We start from the raw sequence: 18,449 nt of genomic DNA, 5'->3' as shown, positions 1-18,449 counted from the left end.
TGCATCTGTTTTAGCGCGTCGAGCTTGCAGGCGCCAGTCACACTCCTGCCGTCACCCTCGGGCTCGTCCCGAGGGTCCACCCCAATCATCCGCGCATCGGGACGCACAAATGGACCCTCGGAATAAATCCGAGGGTGACGGTCTATGCGACGGAAGTCAGCGCTGGTTCGGTTTCTGGGCCAGGATGAACAGCCGGCGGAAGGGAAACAGCGTGCGGCCGTCCTCTTCCTTGGCATAGGCCTGCGCCACGCGGACGCGATAGTCGGCCTCAAACGCACTGCGCTCGGGTTCCTCCAGGCGATCGAGGAACTGCTTGAGCCAGGTGCCCTTGGTGTATTCGGCCACCGGATTGGCCCCGGTGAGCACCTGCAGATACTCGGTCTCCCAGATTTCCAGCGCCGCCGTGCGCTCGCTCAGGATACGCCAGTAGACGGCGGGCTCGGCGACCGGCTGACGGCGCAGATGCGGCTCCAGCCGCGACCGCCAGGGACCGAGCTCGATGGTGTCGGTGATGGTGGTATGTGACTTGGCGCCGAAGTTGCGCGGCATCTGGATGGCGAGCCAGCCGCCGGGCTTGATGCAGTCGAGCAGTCCGGGGATCAGCGTCTCGTGATCGTTGAGCCAGTGCAGCGTTGCGTTGGAATAGAGCAGATCGACGGGCTGCTCAGGTCGCCAGGTCGCGACGTCAGCCTCGATGAAGGTAGCAGCCGGATAATCCTTGCGCGCGCGCTCCAGCATGGCGGGCGACGAATCGATGCCGATATGCTGCGCCTGCGGCCAGCGCTGCTGGATCAGCGGCGTGAGGTTGCCGGCGCCGCAGCCCAGATCGACCACAGATGCGGGCGCGGTGAGCGGCACGCGGGCCAGCAGGTCCACAGCGGGGCGGAGCCGCTCGCCGGCGAATTTGAGGTATTGCGTCGGGTCCCAGGACATGGACACTAGGGTACTGAGGGATGGGAAACCGGCAAGGAAAATCATTATGAATTCTTCTCAAGAGACGCTCGATTGGTCTCAACCCCTGCGGCTCAGCGGCATGCAGGTGAAGCCCGCCTATATCGACGGCAACGGCCATATGAATGTCGGGTACTACAATGTGATTTTCGACGAGGCGCTGGACGAGCTGATCAAGCCGCTCGACCTGGACTGGGGCTATGTGAAGCGCACCAACCTCTCGACCTTCGCGCTGGAAACGCATGTGTCTTATCTGCAGGAGGTGGTGGAAGGCGATGCGCTGGACTTCACCTTCCAGCTGCTGGATGCCGATGCCAAGCGCCTGCACTGTTTCATCGAGATGCATCACGCGACCAAGGGCTATCTCGCCGCCACATCAGAGCAGATGCTGGTGCATGTCGACCTTGCCACGCGCAAGACCTGCCCCTTCCCGCCCGAACACCAGGCACGGCTGACCCGCCTGCTGGAAGCACATCGCAAGCTGCCCCGCCCACCGCAGGCAGGCCGCAGCATCGGGATCGTGCGGAAGTAATTCATGTCACCCGAATGAATCCCGGCCCACGCTTCGCTTGGCCGGGATGACGCATTCGTCTACTTGATCTCGACCTCGACGAAAGCCATCGGCTTGTCGCCGGCGTTGGTCACGTCATGAGCGATGCCCTTGGGCCGCGAGTAACTGCCGCCAGCCTGCATCTCGACGCGGCTTTCATTGCCATCCTTGTCGATGATCTTCAGCACCGCATCGGTCAGATAGGTCACGACGTAAGGGTATTCATGCACATGGAAGCCAGTGGCGGCGCCGGCTGCGAAATCCCAGCGCGTGACGCGCACACGCTCGTCATCAGCCTGCTGGGTCGGAACCGCGGAACCTGTCGTCTGACACATGGGAAGCTCCTTCGCTGGCCAATCCTAGGGCGCGATGGCGGAGCTGGACAAGCGGGGAATTGTCCCGCTGCAATCGATGCTATTTGTCCTCTGGGGCCTTCTTGCGCAGGCTGGCGCGCAGCGGACGACCCTGCGCGATTGCCTTCAGCATGCCGCGGAAGGTGTGCACCTCCTGGCTCGCCAGCGGCACACGCTGCAGGGCCGAGCGCAAGTTGCGCAGGATCGCGCCTCGCTTGGGCTCGACATTGTGGAAGAATGCCGACTGGTTCAGCTCATCCGCCAGATGATCGAACAGGCCCTGCAGCTCTTCCTGCGTGGCGAAACCACCGCGCACCGTGTCGAGCCGGCTGGGTGCGGTATCGTCGGCGGCCGTGAACCATTCATAGCCGAGCAGCAGCACGGCCTGAGCCAGGTTGAGCGACGAGAAGCCGGGATTGAGCGGCACGCTGATGCCTGTATGAGCCAGCGCCACATCCTCGTTGTCCAGCCCGGTGCGTTCGCGGCCGAACAGAATGCCGACGCGGAAGCCGTCAGCCTCTTCATGGCGCATGCGGGCGGCAGCTTCGCGTGGCGTGACCACCTCTTTCATCATGTCGCGATGCCGCGCCGTGGTGGCGTAGACACGATGCAGGTCGGCGACGGCGTCGGCCGTGCTCTTGAACACACTGACCGCATCCAGCACCGGATCGGCCTTGCTGGCCAGTACATAGGCCGCCGGATTGGGCCAGCCGTCGCGCGGATTGACCAGGCGCAGCTCGGTGATGCCGCAATTCAGCATGGCGCGCGCGGCAGCACCGATATTCTCGCCCAGCTGCGGCTCGACCAGAACGATCACCGGTCCACGCCGCAGCGGACCCGGCGGCGCGAATTTACCCAGCTTGGGACGGTTGGTCGGCATTACTTGCCAGAAATCATTTGCTGGGCTGGGCGCCGTCGCGCAGCAGCTTCCACTGGATCGAATCCATCAACGCCACAAAGGCGGCATCGATGATGTTGGGCGACACGCCGACGGTGAACCAGCGATTGCCCTGCCCGTCGGCACTTTCGATCATGACGCGCGTGGTGGCCTCGGTGCCGCCATTGAGGATGCGGACCTTGAAGTCGACCAGCCGCAGGTCATCGATAAAGCTCTGGTAGCGGCCGAGGTCCTTGCGCAGCGCGTGATCGAGCGCGTTGACCGGGCCGTTGCCTTCGGCGACCGAGAACAGCGTCTCGCCATCGACATCCAGCTTCACCGTGGCTTCCGAGATGGTGACCAGTTCACCGCGCGCATTATGGCGGCGCTCGACCATCACGCGGAAGCTGCGGATTTTGAAGAAGTCCGGCATCTGGCCGAGCGTGCGACGCGCCAGCACCTCGAAGCTCGCCTCGGCACCGTCGTAAGAATAACCTTCCGCCTCGCGCTGCTTCACGTCATCCAGCAGCGCATTCAGCCGGCTGTCGTTTGCATCATAGGTGATGCCGGCCTCATCCAGCCGCACCAACAGGTTGGAGCGGCCGGCCTGATCGGAAATCAGAATCTTGCGCTGATTGCCCACGGTTTCCGGCGGAATATGCTCGTAGGTCTTCGGGTCCTTCATCACGGCCGAGACGTGAAGCCCGCCCTTATGGGCAAAAGCCGAAGCGCCGACATAGGCCGCATGGCGGTTGGGTGCGCGGTTCAGCAGTTCGTCCAGCACGCGCGAAGTGCCGGTCAGATGCGTGAGGTCCTGTTCGGTCAGACCGATATCAACATGCTCGGCGAACCAGGGCTTGAGCATCAGGGACGGAATCAGCGCGACCAGATTGGCATTGCCGCAGCGCTCGCCCAGACCGTTCAGCGTGCCCTGCACCTGACGCACACCGGCCTTGACCGCGGCCAGCGTGTTGGCGACGGCATTCTCGGTGTCGTTATGGGTGTGCACACCGAGCCGCGACCCGTCGCCCAGCTTGGCCACGACCTCGCCGACGATGCGTTCGACCTCATAAGGCATGGTGCCGCCATTGGTGTCGCAGAGCACGGCCCAGCGCGCGCCGGCATCCAGCGCCGCCTTCAGGCAGTCGAAGGCAAACTTCGGGTTGGCCTTATAGCCGTCGAAAAAGTGCTCGGCGTCGAACATCGCCTCGCCGAATTTCTTATGCGCCGCCGCGATGCTGTCGGAGATCAGTTCGAGGTTTTCGGCCAGCGTGATGCCGAGCGCGACATCGACCTGGAAGTCCCAGCTTTTTCCCACCAGACAGGCAGCATCGGCGCTGGCATTCAGGATCGCGGCAAGGCCCGGGTCGTTATCGGCCGAGCGGCCCGGCCGCTTGGTCATGCCAAAGGCGACGAACTTCGAGCGCTTCAGGCCAGGCTTGGCCGAGAAGAATTCGGAATCGGTCGGGTTGGCGCCGGGCCAGCCGCCCTCGATATAGGCGACGCCAAGCTTGTCGAGCGCCTTGGCGATGGCGCGCTTGTCCTCGACCGAGAAGTCGACGCCCTGGGTCTGGGCGCCGTCCCGCAATGTCGTGTCGAACAGATAAACGCGGTCCTTGGCCATACCTCTTACTTCCCCTTCAGGCGCTGCGCGACACGGTCGCGGCCGATCAGCGGCAGCAGCGGCGCCATTTCAGGCCCCTTGTCGCGTCCGGTCAAGGCCAGCCGCAGTGGATGGAACAAAGCCTTGCCCTTGGCACCCGATTTCGCGGTGATCGCCTGGGTCCAGGCCTTCCAGGTGGTCGCATCCCAGGGCTCGGGCGGCAACGTCTCGGCGGCCGCAGCCACGACGGTGGCGTCTTCATGGATGGTCGCGATATCGCCGGCGACAATCGGCCACCAATCGGCTGCCTCGGACAGCCTGCCGATATTGCCACGGACGGCGAGCCAGAAGCCTTCGGTGGCACCAGCCGGCAGACGGTCGCGCGCAGCGACGAAATCCATGGCATGCAGCAGCTTGGCGTTCAGCAGATCGAGTTCATGCGGATCGAGACGGGCCGGCGCGCGGCTGAAGCGCGACAGGTCGAAGCCGGCCACCAGATCGGCATTGCTCAGATGCGGTTCGACCGGATCGGCGGAGCCCAGACGGGCGAGCAAGGAATTCAGCGCCATCGGCTCGTAGCCCTGCTCGCGCAGGTCAGACAGCGACAGCGAGCCAATGCGCTTGGACAGCCCACCACCGTCCGCATCCAGCAGCAGCGAGAAATGCCCGAACACCGGCACGGCATAACCCAGCGCCTCGAACAGCTGGATTTGCGCCGCCGAGTTGGTGACGTGATCCTCGCCGCGAATGATATGCGTGATCCCGAGGTCGCCATCGTCGACCACGGAGGACAGCGTATAGAGCGGATAGCCGTCCGAGCGCACCAGCACCGGATCGCTCAAAGACGCCGTATCGATATCGACGCGGCCATGCACCAAATCGCCCCAGCCAGTGATACGGTGCTCCAGCTTGAAGCGCCAATGCGGCTTACGGCCTTCGGCCTCCAGTTTCGCGCGCTCGTCGTCGGTCAGTTTCAGCGCGGCGCGGTTATAGACCGGCGGCTTCTTCTGGCTGAGCTGTACCTTGCGGCGCAGTTCTAGTTCTTCCGACGTCTCGTAGCAGGGATAGAGCCGGCCGCTGCTTTTCAGTTTTTCCGTCGCCGCCGTGTAGAGCGCGAAACGGTCGGACTGCTTGGCATAGCGGTCCCAGTCGAGGCCAAGCCAGCGCAGGTCTGTCTCGATACCCTTGGCGAACACATCCGTCGAACGCGCGGTGTCGGTATCGTCCAGCCGCAGCAGAAACGTGCCGTCGTTTTTACGCGCGAACAGCCAATTGAGCAGCGCGCCGCGCGCGTTGCCGACATGCAGCCGGCCCGTGGGGCTCGGCGCGAAACGGACAGCAACGGGACTCATTTATTCTGATCCCGGAAGGCGTTGGTAATGGGATAGCGGCGGCCGCGACCGAAATTGCGCGCGGTCAGGTTGACGCCGGGCGGGGCCTGGCGGCGCTTGTATTCGGCGATGTACAGCAGATGCTGGATGCGACGCACGACATCCTCAGGCTGGCCCTTGGCGACGATCTCGCGGACCGGCATTTCCTTCTCGACCAGCATTTCCAGAATGGCATCGAGCTGCTCATAGGGCGGCAGGCTGTCCTGATCGAGCTGGTTGTCGCGCAGCTCGGCCGTCGGCGGACGCTCGATAATAGCTGGCGGGATCACCACGCCTTTGGGGCCGAGACTATTGAGCGGCATATTGGCATTGCGCCAGTGCGACAGCTCGTAGACCGTCATCTTGTAGACGTCTTTCAGCACGCTGTAGCCGCCGCACATGTCGCCATAGAGCGTGGCATAGCCGACCGACATCTCGGACTTGTTGCCAGTGGTCAGCACCATATGGCCGAACTTGTTGCTGAGTGCCATCAGCGTCACGCCGCGGATACGCGACTGTAGATTCTCTTCGGTGATATCAGGTTTGGTGCCCTTGAAAGCGGGGCTCAGCATGCTTTCGAAAGCCTCGAAGGCCGGCTCGATCGCAATGGTCTCGTAGGGCACGCCCAGCGCCCTGGCGCAGTCGGCGGCGTCATCGAGGCTGCGCTTCGATGTGTATTTCGACGGCATCATCACGCAGCGCACGCGGTCGGGTCCCAGCGCATCGACGGCGACGGCGGCCGAGATGGCGGAATCGATGCCGCCCGACAGGCCCAGCACCACGCCGGGGAAGCGGTTGCGGTTCACATAGTCGCGCAGGCCCTCGACCATCGCCTGATAGATGCTGGGCAAGCGCTCCATCGGCCTTTCCACCTTGCCCGGCTGGCAGACCCAGCCGTCGTTGCCGCGATGCCACTCGCTGACCGTGAAGTCATCGAGGAATTCCGGCTGGCGGATGGGCAGGCTGTGATCGGCGTTGACGACGAAGCCACCGCCATCGAAGACCAGCTCGTCCTGGCCGCCGGTGCGGTTGACATAGAGCAGCGGCAAGCCGGTCTCGACCACGCGCGCCACCACCAGCGGCAGGCGCTGGTTCCACTTGTCGGTCTCGAAGGGTGAGCCGTTCGGCACCACCAGAATCTCGGCGCCGGTCTCGGCCAGGCATTCCGACACATCGGGCAGCCACATGTCTTCGCAGATCATGACGCCAAGGCGCACGCCGCGGAAGACAACCGGACCCGGCAGCGGACCAGCCGTGAAATGGCGCTTCTCATCGAAGACGCCGTAATTGGGCAGTTCGTGCTTGTGCCGCACAGCCACGATCTGGCCGCCATCGAGCAGCAGCGCGGAATTGTATAGCTTGCCGTTCTCGCGCCACGGCGAGGTGACCAGCGCGGCCGGGCCGCCATCGGCGGTCTGCGCGGCCAGTTCGCGCACGGCGGCCTCGCAGGCTTCCTGCACCGAAAGGCGCAGCACCAGGTCTTCCGGCGGATAGCCGCAGATCACCAGTTCAGGCATCACCACCAGATCGGCCCTGGCCTCGGCGGCGCGGGCACGGGCCTGCTCGACCAGCTTGCGGTTGCCGGGGATGTCGCCCACGGCCGGATTGACCTGGGCCATGGCGATGCGGAGACGGTCGACGGGGGCGGCGGACATGGTGTCGAAATGGGGTTTAAGGCTGTCGGGACCGATACTTAACGTTACGGCAGGCTTATCTCAAGCCGGCTGCCAGTTTACAGTGGCCGGCAAGGGATTAGATAGCCCGCAGAGCTGCCAGGGAGGCCTCAATGTCCGCGAAAAATACTCAAGTTCTGATGAAACAGCACCCCAAGGGTGCCGTCACCGAAGCCGATTTCGAGATCGTCCAGCGCGACATCCCGAAGCCCGGCCCGGACCAGGTGCTGGTGCGCAACGTCTACCTCTCGCTCGACCCCTATATGCGCGGCCGCATGGATGCCGTGCGGTCTTACGCCGCGCATCTCAATCCGGGCGACATGATGGGCGGCGGCACGGTTGGCCAGGTGATCGAGAGCAATGTCGAGAAGCTGCCGGTCGGCACCTATGTCAATGGCATGCTGGGCTGGCAGGGCTATGCGGTGGCCAAGGCCAACGAGCTGCGCGTGCTGGACCCCAAGGTCGCACCGATCTCGACCGCGCTGGGCGTGCTGGGCATGCCGGGCTGCACGGCGCATTACGGCCTGATGCAGATCTGCGAGCCCAAGGCTGGCGAAACCGTCGTCGTCTCGGCCGCCTCGGGCGCCGTGGGTTCAGCGGTCGGCCAGATGGCCAAGATCAAAGGCTGCCGCGTGGTCGGCATCGCCGGCGGCAAGGACAAGTGCGACTACGTGGTCAACGAGCTCGGCTTCGATGCCTGCATCGACTACAAGGCCGGTGACATGCATGCCGCCTTCAAGGCGGCGACGCCCGACCGCGTCGACGGCTATTTCGAGAATGTCGGCGGCGACATCATGGAGATGGTGTTCGGCCGGCTGAACAGCTTCGCCCGCATCGCGGTCTGCGGCCTGATCTCGGGCTATGACGGCAAGCCGCATGCCTTCACCGGCGTGCGCCATATTCTCGTCAACCGTGCAAAGGTGCAGGGCTTCATCATCTCGGAGCATATGCCCTACTGGCCCGGCGCCATCGGCGAGATGGCCGGCTGGATCAAGCAGGGCAAGCTGAAATACAAGGAAGACATTGCCGAAGGGCTGGAGACCGCGCCCAAGGCCTTCATGGGGCTTCTCACGGGCAAGAATTTCGGCAAGCAACTGGTGCGCATCAGCCCCGAAACGCTGTAACCTCCCCTACAAGCGTATTCATAAAATGCCGTTTCGCGGAGGGAAAACCATGTTCAATCGTCGCCAGTTCATCGAGCTGGGCAGCGGCGCTGCCGCCCTTGCCCTGCTGCCGCAGGCCGGCTTTGGCCAGACCTGGGTGCCGTCGAAGACTGTTACCGTCGTGGTGCCCTACCCGGCCGGCGGCCCGACTGACAGTCTCGCGCGCCTGGTCAGTCAGGAGATTGCCAAGGACCTGGGCCAAACTGTGATCGTTGAGAATGTACCCGGCGGTGCCTCCGCCATCGGTGCGAACCGCGTGGCGCATGGTCCGGCCGACGGCACGCAGCTCATTGCCAGCACCAACCAGACCTTCTCGACCAACATCTCGCTGCTGCCCAATGGCGGCGGCTACGATCCGGTGAAGGACCTCGCGCCCATCGCATTGCTGGCCGACCTGCAGCATATCCTCGTCGTGAAGAACGATCTGCCGGTGAACAGCGTGGCCGATCTGCTGGCGCTGGCGAAGAAGGACCCGGGCAAGATCAACTGTGGCTCGACCGGCCAGGGTTCGGCCTCGCATCTGACCCTGGAACTGTTCAAGTCCAAGGCCGGCGTGAACCTCACGCATGTGCCCTACAAGGGCTCGGCGCCGCTGCTGCAGGACCTGCTGGGCGGCCATGTCGATTGCAGCTTTGCCACCACGCCCACCGTGCTGACCCAGATTCAGGCCGGCAAGCTGCGCGCCATCGCGGTGGCCTCGCCCAAGCGCTCGCCGCATCTGCCCGAGCTGCCGACCGTGAACGAGGCAGGCGTGAAGGGTGTGGAAGCCGATGCCTGGCTCGGCATCATGGCGCCAGCCGGCGTGCCGGCAGCGGCACTGGCCCGTTATCGCCAGCTCGTGCTCAACGTCATGAAGAGCGAAGAGGTGCGCGCCACCTTCATGAAGCAGGGCATGGCCGTGAACGTGAAGGACGACAAGGCCTTTGCCGCCTTCCTGCAGGAAGACATCAAGCGCTGGGCCGAAGTGATCAAGACCGCGGACGTAAAGCCGGAGTAACCGGCGCATCGCTGCCGAACGAAAAACGCCGCCGGGAGCAGTTCCGGCGGCGTTTTTGATTCAGGGGCTTTGCGTTCAGCGGCGCAGGAGGAACTCGCGGCCAACCTTCACGCTGGGCACACCGTCATAGGCGACGATATCGGCGGTGGCATAGGTTTCCACCCAGCTATCGGGCAGATACGAGCCGGTGCCGACGATGTCGATCGGAGCCGAGACGCTGGCCATCACCTTGCATTTGGCCGCATTGAAGCCCGACGAGGCGACAATCTTCACGTTGAAGAAGCCGGCGCGATCCAGCGTCGAACGCATGTGATAGATGGCGGCAGCGGAAACACCGGTGCCGACCAGCCAGCGCAACTCATGCTCGGTGCGATACTGGCGGATGGCGTTGGGCACATGGCGTTCCAGCACGGCGTAGGATGCCTGCGGATCAAGGCCTTCGATATACCGGCCGCCGTGGGTATCAAGCCGCACGGCCAGACGGCCCTCGTTGGCCGCTTCAGGGAAGCGGTTACACACGGCCAAAGCATCGGTGACTTCCTGGCCGTAATAGTCGACCAGCACGGTCATCTGCTCGCCCGGAAAAGTCTCGGCATAGAGTTCGGCCGCGCGCAGGGTCGAGCCGGCATAGCCGATCAGGGCATGCGGCATGGTGCCGAAGCCCTTTTCGTTGCCAAAATAATGTGCGGTGGCATCGGTGGCGTTGCCGATGAAGCCGGCAGCGCCGACATCGCGACGCGCCGCCTTGCCGCCGACGGACGCCGCATAGGCCATCATCTCGGCCATCTCGGCGCCGGCGCAATGGCGCGCATCCATGGCAAGGAAGCGCACATTGGGCAGATCGCAGCACATGGAATAGGCGTTGTAGGCGGCGACGCAAGCCGCGCCCAGCTTCTGCAGGTAGATGGTTTCCAGATCGACAATCTGCGACATCGGGCCGCTGATATACAGCAACGGCTCGCCGGCACCGACCCAGGTACCTTCTTCATGCAGCAGTTCGATGCCGAACTTGGCGCCGCGCGCCGCGGCCACCTTCTCCACCCACTCCACCATCAGCTGCGGGCAGAAGATCACCGGACGCCGCATGAAGACGGCATAGGTGACCGACTTGTCGCCGGTCTGCTGGACGATTTCCTTGGTCTTCTTGAAATAGGTGTCGGTATGCGCCGCGATCTGGCGCTCCAGCTCGGCCGCCTGGGCAGGTGGCACGAGCGGAGTCACAGAAGGCTTCTGGTCAGGCTTGTGCGGCATGGCGCTGGCTGCCCCGGTTCATGCGTTCGAGCTTCAGCATCTCGGCAATCAGGAAAGCCAGTTCCAGCGACTGCGAGGCATTGAGCCGCGGGTCGCAATGGGTGTGGTAGCGGCTGGACAGGTCGTCATCACCGATGGCCTGGGCACCACCCATGCATTCGGTGACATCCTGGCCGGTCAGCTCCAGATGCACGCCGCCGGCATGGGTGCCTTCGGCCAGATGGGTTTCGAAGAACTGGCGCACTTCCGACAGGATGCGGTCGAACGGACGGGTCTTGAAACCTGACGTGGAGGTCAGCGTGTTGCCGTGCATCGGATCGCAGGACCAGACGACGCTGCGGCCTTCCTGGGCCACCTTGCGCACCAGCGCCGGCAGATGCTTCTGCACCTTGTCATGGCCCATGCGGGCGATGAGAGTGAGACGGCCGGGCTTGTTCTGCGGATTGAGCAGGTCGATCAGGCGGATCAGTTCGTCCGGATCGGTGGTCGGGCCGCATTTCAGGCCGAGCGGATTGATCACGCCGCGCAGGAATTCGACATGCGCGCCATCGGGCTGACGGGTGCGGTCACCGATCCACAGCATATGCGCCGAGGTGTCGACCCACTCGCCCGAGGTGGAATCCACGCGGGTCATCGCCTGTTCATAGCCCAGCAGCAGGGCCTCGTGGCTGGTGTAGAAATCGACCGTGCGCAGCTCCGGGGTCTTTTCCGGGGTGATGCCGCAGGCTTCCATGAAATCCAGCGTCTCGGTGATGCGGGCCGCCACATCCTGCCAGCGCTCGGCTTCCGGACTCTTGGCGACGAAGCCGAGATTCCAGCCGTGCACGCGATGCAGGTCGGCGTAACCACCAGAGGCGAAGGCGCGCAGCAGGTTGAGCGTCGCGGCGGCCTGGCTGTAGGCCTGCAGCTGGCGGTTCGGATCGGGGATGCGGTTGGCCGCGTCGAAATCCATGCCGTTGATGATATCGCCGCGATAGCTCGGCAGCTCGACATCGCCGCGCTTCTCGGTATCGGACGAACGCGGCTTGGCGAACTGGCCGGCCAGACGCCCGACCTTCACCACGGGCAGCGCCGCACCGAAGGTGAGCACAACGGCCATCTGCAGGATGACGCGGAAGGTATCGCGGATGTTGTTGGCGCTGAATTCAGCAAAGCTCTCGGCGCAGTCGCCGCCCTGCAGCAGGAAGGCGCGGCCCTCGGCCACCTTGGCCAACGCAGCCGTCAGATTGCGCGCCTCGCCGGCAAAGACCAGCGGCGGATATTTCGACAGCTTGTCCTCGGCCGCCGCGAGAACGGCGGCGTCGGGGAAAGCCGGCACCTGCTTGATCGGTTTGCTGCGCCAGCTATCCGGCGACCATTTGCGCGCACTCATGGGGTAACCTCAGACCTAACTGCTTCGTATGCCTACAAGTTTTGGGATACCCTACAATAGGGCCAGCAGGGGCGCTTTTCCAGCCGCCTTGGCGCGACGGCCGGCACAAATCGGCAAATTGGCAAGCCTTTGAACCGATTTAGGCTTCCGGCAGCTCTTCCTTGGGCTTGAGCGGCCGGGCCGGGTTGCCGGCGACCGTGGTATGGGCCTCCACATCCTTGACCACCACCGAAGCCATGCCGATCAGGGCGCTTTCCCCGATCTTGGTATAGGGACGGATGGCCGCCGCCCCGCCGATGAAGGCGTTGCGCCCGATCTCGACGAAGCCCAGCACGGTGATGCCGGACGAGAGCGTGGCGAAGTCGCCTACGCTGGAGTGATGATTGATCACGGTATTCTGCAGGATGATTACATGGTCGCCGATGGCGGCCTCGGCGCAGATCACACTGTTGGCCATGATCGCCGTGCCGACACCGACCTTGCAGTTGGGCGAGACGGTCGCCGTGGGATGAATCACGGACTCGAATTTCTCGTGCGGAATCTTGGCCCGCAGGTTCACGTCGGGCTTCTTGGTGTAACTGGTCGCGCTGGCGATGCCGTTGATGAACTGGCAGTCGGCGAAGTCGCGCGCCTGGTCGATGCGGCCCAACACGGGATAGCCGAGCACCTTCTTGCCCTGGTTCGCCGGGATGTCGTCAAGGAAGCCGCGCAGGTCATAGACCTGGCCGCGCAGGCTGCGGCGGTTGATCTCGTCCACAGCATCGAGGATCGACAGCGAGTTGCCGCCGGCGCCAAGGATGACAAGCGGAATGGCTTTCATGATGCAGGTCCCTCTTCCGGTTTTTTCGCATCCGCCAGCACCTGCATGAACCGCTGGCTCATGCGGGTGGAATCCGTCAGGTAGCGTTTGAAATAGACCTTGCCCGCCGCGCCCACGGCCTTGCGGAAATCAGGCTCGCGCGCCAGCCGGTTCGCCAGCGCCACATATTCATCAACGGTATTGGCATAGAGCAACGGCCCGCTGCCATCGGTTGGTGCCAGCAACGCACGAATCTCCGTCGCTGTCGCGCCATTCTCCTGCAATGGCCGCAGGAAATGCATGCCGTACTGGGTTTCCGACGCAGCGTAAGACAGGAAAGCCGTGCCGGCCTCCAGACCCTGGATGCCGGTGAGGCCGCAGCCGAAGGGGAAGCTTTCGAGGAAGACATCCAGCACGCGGGCATAGACCGGTGTCTGCACCCAGCCGATGAAGTGGCAACGGTCGGCCACGCCGGCAGCATCGAAATGCGACTGGATGGCCGGGAGGCGTTCACGCCCGGTCCACAGAAAGCCGGCACGCGGATTATCGCGCAGGATGCGCACCACGGCATCGAGGAACGGCGCGGCATTCATCTTCTCGGTCCGCGCCAGCGTCCCGAACAGGACGTCGTGCCGGGGGAAAGCCCGCCGTGCCTCGGCGACGTCGCGGTCGGTGACCGGCACCGAGGGCTGCGACATCATGAAGGGCACAACCTGCCAGCGTTCGCCATGCAGGCTGCGTGTGGTTTCCGACCAGCTGCCGTAGGTTATGAAGCTGTCGATTTCCGGAATCTGGAAGGGATGAAACTTCAGCGTCCAGAACACCTGCACCGGCGCGAGACGCATCGCCAGCGCAAACGGCGCCGAAGCCGGCGCAGAAACCCAGACGAAATGGCTGATGTCGGTTTCGGCGATATGGCGGCGCAGCCACTGCATCTGCGCCATGAAATCGTGCGGCGGCGACATCTCGTTTTGCAGATTGACGATCTGGCAGCCGGTCGCCTGTACCAGCGCATCCAGCTTGGGCAACGGGACGCCAAGATTGTAGACCACCGGCGTGTCGTGCCAGGGCATGCCGCGCGAACGATACGCCAGCACTTCCAGCATCGCTTCGGTATGGCCGAGAATGCTGGAACCATAAAGCAGGAAAGCAGTGCGCCAGGGCCGTTGCACCGTGGGTTGCCACAGTGAATGCGGCAGTGCCGGGTCCTGGAACTGGCGCCCGTAAGCCACCACCGGGGCGAGCCAGGACTGGAAGCAGGCCCGCGCATGCGCCTCGGTCTCGATCTTCTTGACGAAACTCTGGTACATGCCGATCAGCAGATGCTCGGTCGTATCAGGCGGAATCCTGCCCTGCCGGATCACATCCGCCAGCAGGGCGGCAAGATGGTCGCGTGCCTGGGCGGCCAGTTCATGCTGGCCATGGTCATGCGCCAGACTGCCCAGCGTGAGCAGGGCGTTGATGTCACCGGGATTCTGGTTGGCCGCATTGATCGCCGCAGCAAGTGCGGGAGGAATGCCTGGCGGCGCGGCAGCGGCATTCATGGGCAAGGTCCCTTCATATACCCCCTCGTAACCGGAGGGAATTTAAGAAAGCTTAACCGGCCGCCGGAGAGGGGGAAATGGCCTTCATGATGCAGATCCCTCTTCCGGTTTTTTCGCATCCGCCAGCACCTGCATGAACCGCTGGCTCATGCGGGTGGAATCCGTCAGGTAGCGTTTGAAATAGACCTTGCCCGCCGCGCCCACGGCCTTGCGGAAATCAGGCTCGCGCGCCAGCCGGTTCGCCAGCGCCACATATTCATCAACGGTATTGGCATAGAGCAACGGCCCGCTGCCATCTGTGGGATTGAGCAGCGCGCGGATTTCTTCTGCTGCCGCGCCATTTTCCTGCAGTGGCCGCAGGAAATGCATGCCATACTGGGTTTCCGACGCAGCGTAAGACAGGAAAGCCGTGCCGGCCTCCAGACCCTGGATGCCGGTGAGGCCGCAGCCGAAGGGGAAGCTTTCGAGGAAGACATCCAGCACGCGGGCATAGACCGGCGTCTGCACCCAGCCGATGAAGTGGCAACGGTCGGCCACGCCGGTACGATCGAAATAACTCTGGATGCTGGGCAGATGCTCCTGCCCGGTCCACAGAAAGCCGGCGCGCGGGTTATCGCGCAGGATGCGCACCACCGCCTGCAGATAGGGTTCGGAATTCATCTTCTCGGTCCGCGCCAGCGTCCCGAACAGGATGTCGTGCCGGGCGAAAGCCTGCCGCGCCCTCACCACATCCTCGGCGGATACCGGCGCGGACGGGTTGGACATCGTGAAGGGCACAACCTGCCAGCGTTCGCCATGTAGGCTGCGTGTGGTTTCCGACCAGCTGCCGTAGGTGATGAAGCTGTGGATTTCCGGAATCTGGAAAGGATGGAACTTCAGCGTCCAGAACACCTGCACCGGCGCGAGACGCATCGCCAGCGCAAACGGCACCAGCGCAGGCGTCGAAACCCAGACGAAATGACTGACGTTTTGCTCTGCCATATGCTGACGCATCCAGCGCACCAGGACCGAGAAGTAATACGGTTCCGGCGTATGGTCGCGTATGTTGACGATCTCGGCGCCCGTCGCGCGCACTAGCTCGTCCAGTTTCGCAGATGACGGCCCCATATTGTAGACCAGCGGGATATCATGCCAGGGCATGCCGCGCGGACGGTGTCGCAGCACTTCCAGCATCGCCTGGGTATGACCCAGGATATCGGCGCTGCTGAGCACAAAGCCGGCGCGCCAGGGACGCTGTGCCGTGGGTTGCCACAGTGGATGCGGCAGCGCCGGGTCCCGGAAGGTCCGGCCGTAGGCGGCGACAGGCTCCAGCCAGGACTGGAAACAGGTCCGGGCATGCTCCTCGGTTTCGATCTTCTTGACGAAGCTGCTGTAGAACCGCTGCATGACATGCGCGATGAGGTCCGGCGTTGCCCGCCCCATCGCGATGCGGTCGGTTACCATGCCGACGATATGGTCGCGTATCTTGGCAGCCTGATTGTGCTGGCCGTAGTTGTGCATCAGATCGCCAAGATCAAGCAGCGCGCCAAGATCGCCGGGCTTCTTGTTCACGGCGTCGACAGCAGCGGCCAGATCAGGCGGGATGCCCGGCGGTGCAGCGGTGGTATTCATCAGATGCAGGCTTTGGCAATATGGCAGGGAAACATCATCCTACCCGCATAGCCGAACGTAGTTAAGAAAGCTTAAGCAGAAGGGCCATCTGATTTGATGAAGCCACGGTATTTGCGCTGCACTGGCCAGACCGGCGGCTTGCGCTCGAGCCGCTTGGCCAGCACATAGAGCGCGGCATTGGGCTGCGGATTGAAACGGGTGAAGGCTTCCACCGGGAATTCCTTCTGCCCATCCATGATGCCACCCGTGACACTGCTCATATACTGGATCTTGAAGCCGTTATCGCCGAGATAGTCGGGATAGATGGTCGGGCAGAAATTCCAGAAGCCATGATTCATGCGGGTCATCGGCGCCGCATGCACCAGATGGCCACCCACCGCCACCGCCTCGCAGGTATTGCGGAAGGCCATGCCAACATTGAAGCAATGCTCGCAGGTGCCGGTATCGATCACGATGTCGAAACGCGCCTGCAGGTCGACCGGCAGCGGTTCATTCAGATCGACGATCACTTCCATGCCGCGCACCACCGCCACATCGGTGACGGTGACGTCGATACCCAGCGCATCGAGCAGGTCGAGCGTGTCGTAGATCGGATCGGCCCAGCCTTTCAGGCCATGCCAGCGGATGATATCGGCCGCATCGGCGCGCTGGGGCACACTGGCGATCAGCTCAGGCCCGAACAGCGCCTCCAGTTGCGCCTTGGGCACCAGCAGGTCGGGATAGGCGAGCGCCAGCGCCGACAGCCGCTTGGGGCCATTCGGCCTGCTGCGCTGTATCTTGATCGTTTCAGACAGCAGGTTGAGATAGAGGGAGTCGATCGCCATCGTTCAGGTCAGTCCGACTCAGATGCTGAAAATCTTGCCCGGGTTCATCAGGTTATCCGGGTCCAGCGCTTTCTTGATCGCGCGCATCACCGCCACCGCCTCGCCATGTTCGGCGGTGAGATACTTCATCTTGCCCCGGCCGATGCCATGCTCGCCAGTGCAGGTGCCTTCCATGCGCAGCGCCCGGTGCACCAGACGCTCGCTGAAAGCCTCGACAGTTTCCACTTCCTGCGGGTTGTTGCGGTCGACCACCACCGAGAGATGGAAGTTTCCGTCGCCGACATGGCCCACGAGAGGCGCAGTCAAGCCGGTCTTCACCACGTCTTCCTTGGTCTCCAGGATGCAGTCGGCCAGACGCGAGATCGGTACGCAGACATCGGTCGCCATGATCTCGCAGCCCTTGCGTAGCGCCTTGCAGGCATAGGCGGCGTTGTGCCGCGCTTCCCACATCTTGGCGCGTTCTTCCGGCTTCACGGTCCACTGGAAGCCGTTGCCGCCATGGTCGCTGGCGATGCCCTGCACCATCTCGGCCTGCTCGCCCACGGAGGACTCCGTGCCATGGAATTCCAGCATCAGCAGGTTCTGCACCGGCAGGCTGAGCTTGGAGTAGTCGTTGATCGCCTTGACCTGCACATCGTCCAGCAGCTCAATGCGCGCCACCGGAATGCCGGCCTGGATGGTCTGGATCACGGTGTTCACCGCACCTTCCAGCGTATCGAAGGAGCAGGTCGCCGCCGACATGGCTTCCGGGATGCCGTAGAGCTTCACCGTGATCTCGGTGATGATGCCGAGTGTGCCTTCCGAACCCACATACAGGCGTGTCAGGTCATAGCCGGCCGCCGACTTCTTGGCGCGTTTGGAGGTGCGGATGATGCGGCCGTCGGCCGTCACGACCGTGAGCGCCAGCACGTTCTCGCGCATGGTGCCGTAACGCACGGCATTGGTGCCGCTGGCGCGCGTCGAAACCATGCCGCCGATCGAGGCATCAGCGCCCGGATCGATCGGGAAGAACAGCCCGGTATCGCGCAGGTGTTCATTGAGCTGCTTGCGGCGCACGCCCGGCTGCACGACGACATCCAGATCCTCGGCATTCACCTTCAGGATCTGGTTCATCTGCATCAGGTCGACGGTGACGCCGCCCTGCACGGCGGTCACATGGCCTTCCAGCGAGGTGCCGGCGCCATAGGGAATGATCGGCAGGCCATGGGCGGCGCAGATATTCACGATCTCGGCCACTTCCTCGGTGCTGCGCGGAAACACCACGGCGTCCGGTGGCGACGGCGTGGCCCAGGATTCATCGCGGCCATGCTGGTCACGCACCGCCTGCGCGGCGCTGAAGCGATCGCCCAGCAGCTGCTTGATGGCGTCAAGCGCCGCCTGCGTGGCGGCGGGGGTCAAACGAGGCTGGGCAGCGGCGACGGGGGCCATGGCGTTTCTCCTTGATCCCCCTAGAGGTAACGCTTTGCCGACAGCATAGCAATCCGGTGAACGCGCACAAAGCCACAGAATAC

At 63.5% G+C, this 18,449-nt stretch carries 16 protein-coding genes; 3 read left to right on the top strand and 13 right to left on the bottom strand.

The genetic code is table 11. The features are described 5' to 3' along the window. Positions 1-156: 156 nt before the first annotated feature. Positions 157-933, bottom strand: a complete 777-nt coding sequence (locus tag AC1RRE_RS08330; RefSeq protein ID WP_492980656.1) for a methyltransferase domain-containing protein — start codon at positions 931-933, stop codon at positions 157-159. 46 nt (positions 934-979) lie between these two features. On the opposite strand from AC1RRE_RS08330, the gene AC1RRE_RS08325 reads away from it, so the two are divergent. Then, on the top strand, positions 980-1,483 hold the full coding sequence (locus tag AC1RRE_RS08325) for a thioesterase family protein (protein WP_492980655.1): 504 nt from the start codon (positions 980-982) through the stop codon (positions 1,481-1,483). A 59-nt stretch (positions 1,484-1,542) separates the two neighbouring features. Here AC1RRE_RS08325 and AC1RRE_RS08320 read toward each other — a convergent pair whose 3' ends face one another. The 5 genes from AC1RRE_RS08320 to AC1RRE_RS08300 form a co-directional block, all read right to left on the bottom strand. Beyond that, the gene (locus tag AC1RRE_RS08320; RefSeq protein WP_492980654.1) at positions 1,543-1,836 is read right to left on the bottom strand and encodes a cupin domain-containing protein; all 294 of its coding nucleotides are present in this window, start codon (positions 1,834-1,836) and stop codon (positions 1,543-1,545) included. Between the two features lie 79 nt (positions 1,837-1,915). Beyond that, positions 1,916-2,734, bottom strand: a complete 819-nt coding sequence (locus tag AC1RRE_RS08315; protein WP_492980653.1) for an RNA methyltransferase — start codon at positions 2,732-2,734, stop codon at positions 1,916-1,918. Between the two features lie 13 nt (positions 2,735-2,747). Next, on the bottom strand, positions 2,748-4,355 hold the full coding sequence (cimA, locus tag AC1RRE_RS08310) for a citramalate synthase (RefSeq protein WP_492980652.1): 1,608 nt from the start codon (positions 4,353-4,355) through the stop codon (positions 2,748-2,750). Positions 4,356-4,360: 5 nt separating this feature from the next. Continuing rightward, positions 4,361-5,686: a glutamate--tRNA ligase gene (gene gltX / locus AC1RRE_RS08305; RefSeq protein WP_492980651.1), complete on the bottom strand. Its 1,326-nt coding sequence runs from the start codon at positions 5,684-5,686 to the stop codon at positions 4,361-4,363. Further along, entirely contained in the window at positions 5,683-7,359 is a 1,677-nt protein-coding gene (locus tag AC1RRE_RS08300; RefSeq protein ID WP_492980650.1) for an NAD+ synthase, read from the bottom strand. Before AC1RRE_RS08300 ends, gltX begins: the two co-directional genes overlap by 4 nt. 131 nt (positions 7,360-7,490) lie before the next feature. On the opposite strand from AC1RRE_RS08300, the gene AC1RRE_RS08295 reads away from it, so the two are divergent. Together AC1RRE_RS08295 and AC1RRE_RS08290 are read left to right on the top strand one after the other, a co-directional pair. After that, positions 7,491-8,501 (top strand): NADP-dependent oxidoreductase, encoded by a 1,011-nt coding sequence (locus tag AC1RRE_RS08295; protein WP_492980649.1) that lies wholly within the window; start codon positions 7,491-7,493, stop codon positions 8,499-8,501. A 49-nt stretch (positions 8,502-8,550) separates the two neighbouring features. Continuing rightward, positions 8,551-9,537: a Bug family tripartite tricarboxylate transporter substrate binding protein gene (locus tag AC1RRE_RS08290; RefSeq protein ID WP_492980648.1), complete on the top strand. Its 987-nt coding sequence runs from the start codon at positions 8,551-8,553 to the stop codon at positions 9,535-9,537. A 75-nt stretch (positions 9,538-9,612) separates the two neighbouring features. Here AC1RRE_RS08290 and AC1RRE_RS08285 read toward each other — a convergent pair whose 3' ends face one another. The 7 genes from AC1RRE_RS08285 to AC1RRE_RS08255 all read right to left on the bottom strand — a co-directional run bounded on the left by AC1RRE_RS08285 (position 9,613) and on the right by AC1RRE_RS08255 (position 18,366). Beyond that, positions 9,613-10,758, bottom strand: coding sequence for a nicotinate phosphoribosyltransferase (locus AC1RRE_RS08285; protein WP_492980647.1), 1,146 nt, complete (start codon positions 10,756-10,758; stop codon positions 9,613-9,615). A 13-nt stretch (positions 10,759-10,771) separates the two neighbouring features. Then, complete coding sequence (locus AC1RRE_RS08280) at positions 10,772-12,160, bottom strand: class II 3-deoxy-7-phosphoheptulonate synthase (RefSeq protein ID WP_492980646.1); 1,389 nt, start codon at positions 12,158-12,160, stop codon at positions 10,772-10,774. A 139-nt stretch (positions 12,161-12,299) separates the two neighbouring features. Then, positions 12,300-12,980: an acetyltransferase gene (locus AC1RRE_RS08275; RefSeq protein ID WP_492980645.1), complete on the bottom strand. Its 681-nt coding sequence runs from the start codon at positions 12,978-12,980 to the stop codon at positions 12,300-12,302. Further along, positions 12,977-14,503 carry a hypothetical protein gene (locus AC1RRE_RS08270; protein WP_492980644.1) on the bottom strand — a complete coding sequence of 509 codons (1,527 nt, stop codon included), beginning with the start codon at positions 14,501-14,503 and terminating at the stop codon, positions 12,977-12,979. Before AC1RRE_RS08270 ends, AC1RRE_RS08275 begins: the two co-directional genes overlap by 4 nt. A gap of 84 nt (positions 14,504-14,587) precedes the next feature. Beyond that, on the bottom strand, positions 14,588-16,114 hold the full coding sequence (locus AC1RRE_RS08265; RefSeq protein ID WP_492980643.1) for a tetratricopeptide repeat protein: 1,527 nt from the start codon (positions 16,112-16,114) through the stop codon (positions 14,588-14,590). Positions 16,115-16,185: 71 nt separating this feature from the next. Next, a complete protein-coding gene (locus AC1RRE_RS08260) occupies positions 16,186-16,938 on the bottom strand; it encodes a hypothetical protein (protein ID WP_492980642.1) in 753 nt (250 codons plus the stop codon). A gap of 18 nt (positions 16,939-16,956) precedes the next feature. Then, a complete protein-coding gene (locus tag AC1RRE_RS08255; RefSeq protein WP_492980641.1) occupies positions 16,957-18,366 on the bottom strand; it encodes an FAD-binding oxidoreductase in 1,410 nt (469 codons plus the stop codon). Positions 18,367-18,449 lie beyond the last annotated feature (83 nt).

The sequence above is a fragment of the Ferrovibrio sp. GW821-FHT12D07 genome (assembly GCF_058807275.1).
The sequence above is the reverse complement of the archived record's forward strand: the minus strand, read 5'-3'. Positions and strand labels throughout refer to the sequence as shown.

Coding starts and splice junctions, on each gene's coding strand:
- AC1RRE_RS08330 (WP_492980656.1), bottom strand. CDS start 933: ATGTCCTGGGACCCGACGCAATACCTCAAATTCGCCGGCGAGCGGCTC.
- AC1RRE_RS08325 (WP_492980655.1), top strand. CDS start 980: ATGAATTCTTCTCAAGAGACGCTCGATTGGTCTCAACCCCTGCGGCTC.
- AC1RRE_RS08320 (WP_492980654.1), bottom strand. CDS start 1,836: ATGTGTCAGACGACAGGTTCCGCGGTTCCGACCCAGCAGGCTGATGAC.
- AC1RRE_RS08315 (WP_492980653.1), bottom strand. CDS start 2,734: ATGCCGACCAACCGTCCCAAGCTGGGTAAATTCGCGCCGCCGGGTCCG.
- cimA (WP_492980652.1), bottom strand. CDS start 4,355: ATGGCCAAGGACCGCGTTTATCTGTTCGACACGACATTGCGGGACGGC.
- gltX (WP_492980651.1), bottom strand. CDS start 5,686: ATGAGTCCCGTTGCTGTCCGTTTCGCGCCGAGCCCCACGGGCCGGCTG.
- AC1RRE_RS08300 (WP_492980650.1), bottom strand. CDS start 7,359: ATGTCCGCCGCCCCCGTCGACCGTCTCCGCATCGCCATGGCCCAGGTC.
- AC1RRE_RS08295 (WP_492980649.1), top strand. CDS start 7,491: ATGTCCGCGAAAAATACTCAAGTTCTGATGAAACAGCACCCCAAGGGT.
- AC1RRE_RS08290 (WP_492980648.1), top strand. CDS start 8,551: ATGTTCAATCGTCGCCAGTTCATCGAGCTGGGCAGCGGCGCTGCCGCC.
- AC1RRE_RS08280 (WP_492980646.1), bottom strand. CDS start 12,160: ATGAGTGCGCGCAAATGGTCGCCGGATAGCTGGCGCAGCAAACCGATC.
- AC1RRE_RS08275 (WP_492980645.1), bottom strand. CDS start 12,980: ATGAAAGCCATTCCGCTTGTCATCCTTGGCGCCGGCGGCAACTCGCTG.
- AC1RRE_RS08270 (WP_492980644.1), bottom strand. CDS start 14,503: ATGAATGCCGCTGCCGCGCCGCCAGGCATTCCTCCCGCACTTGCTGCG.
- AC1RRE_RS08265 (WP_492980643.1), bottom strand. CDS start 16,114: ATGAATACCACCGCTGCACCGCCGGGCATCCCGCCTGATCTGGCCGCT.
- AC1RRE_RS08260 (WP_492980642.1), bottom strand. CDS start 16,938: ATGGCGATCGACTCCCTCTATCTCAACCTGCTGTCTGAAACGATCAAG.
- AC1RRE_RS08255 (WP_492980641.1), bottom strand. CDS start 18,366: ATGGCCCCCGTCGCCGCTGCCCAGCCTCGTTTGACCCCCGCCGCCACG.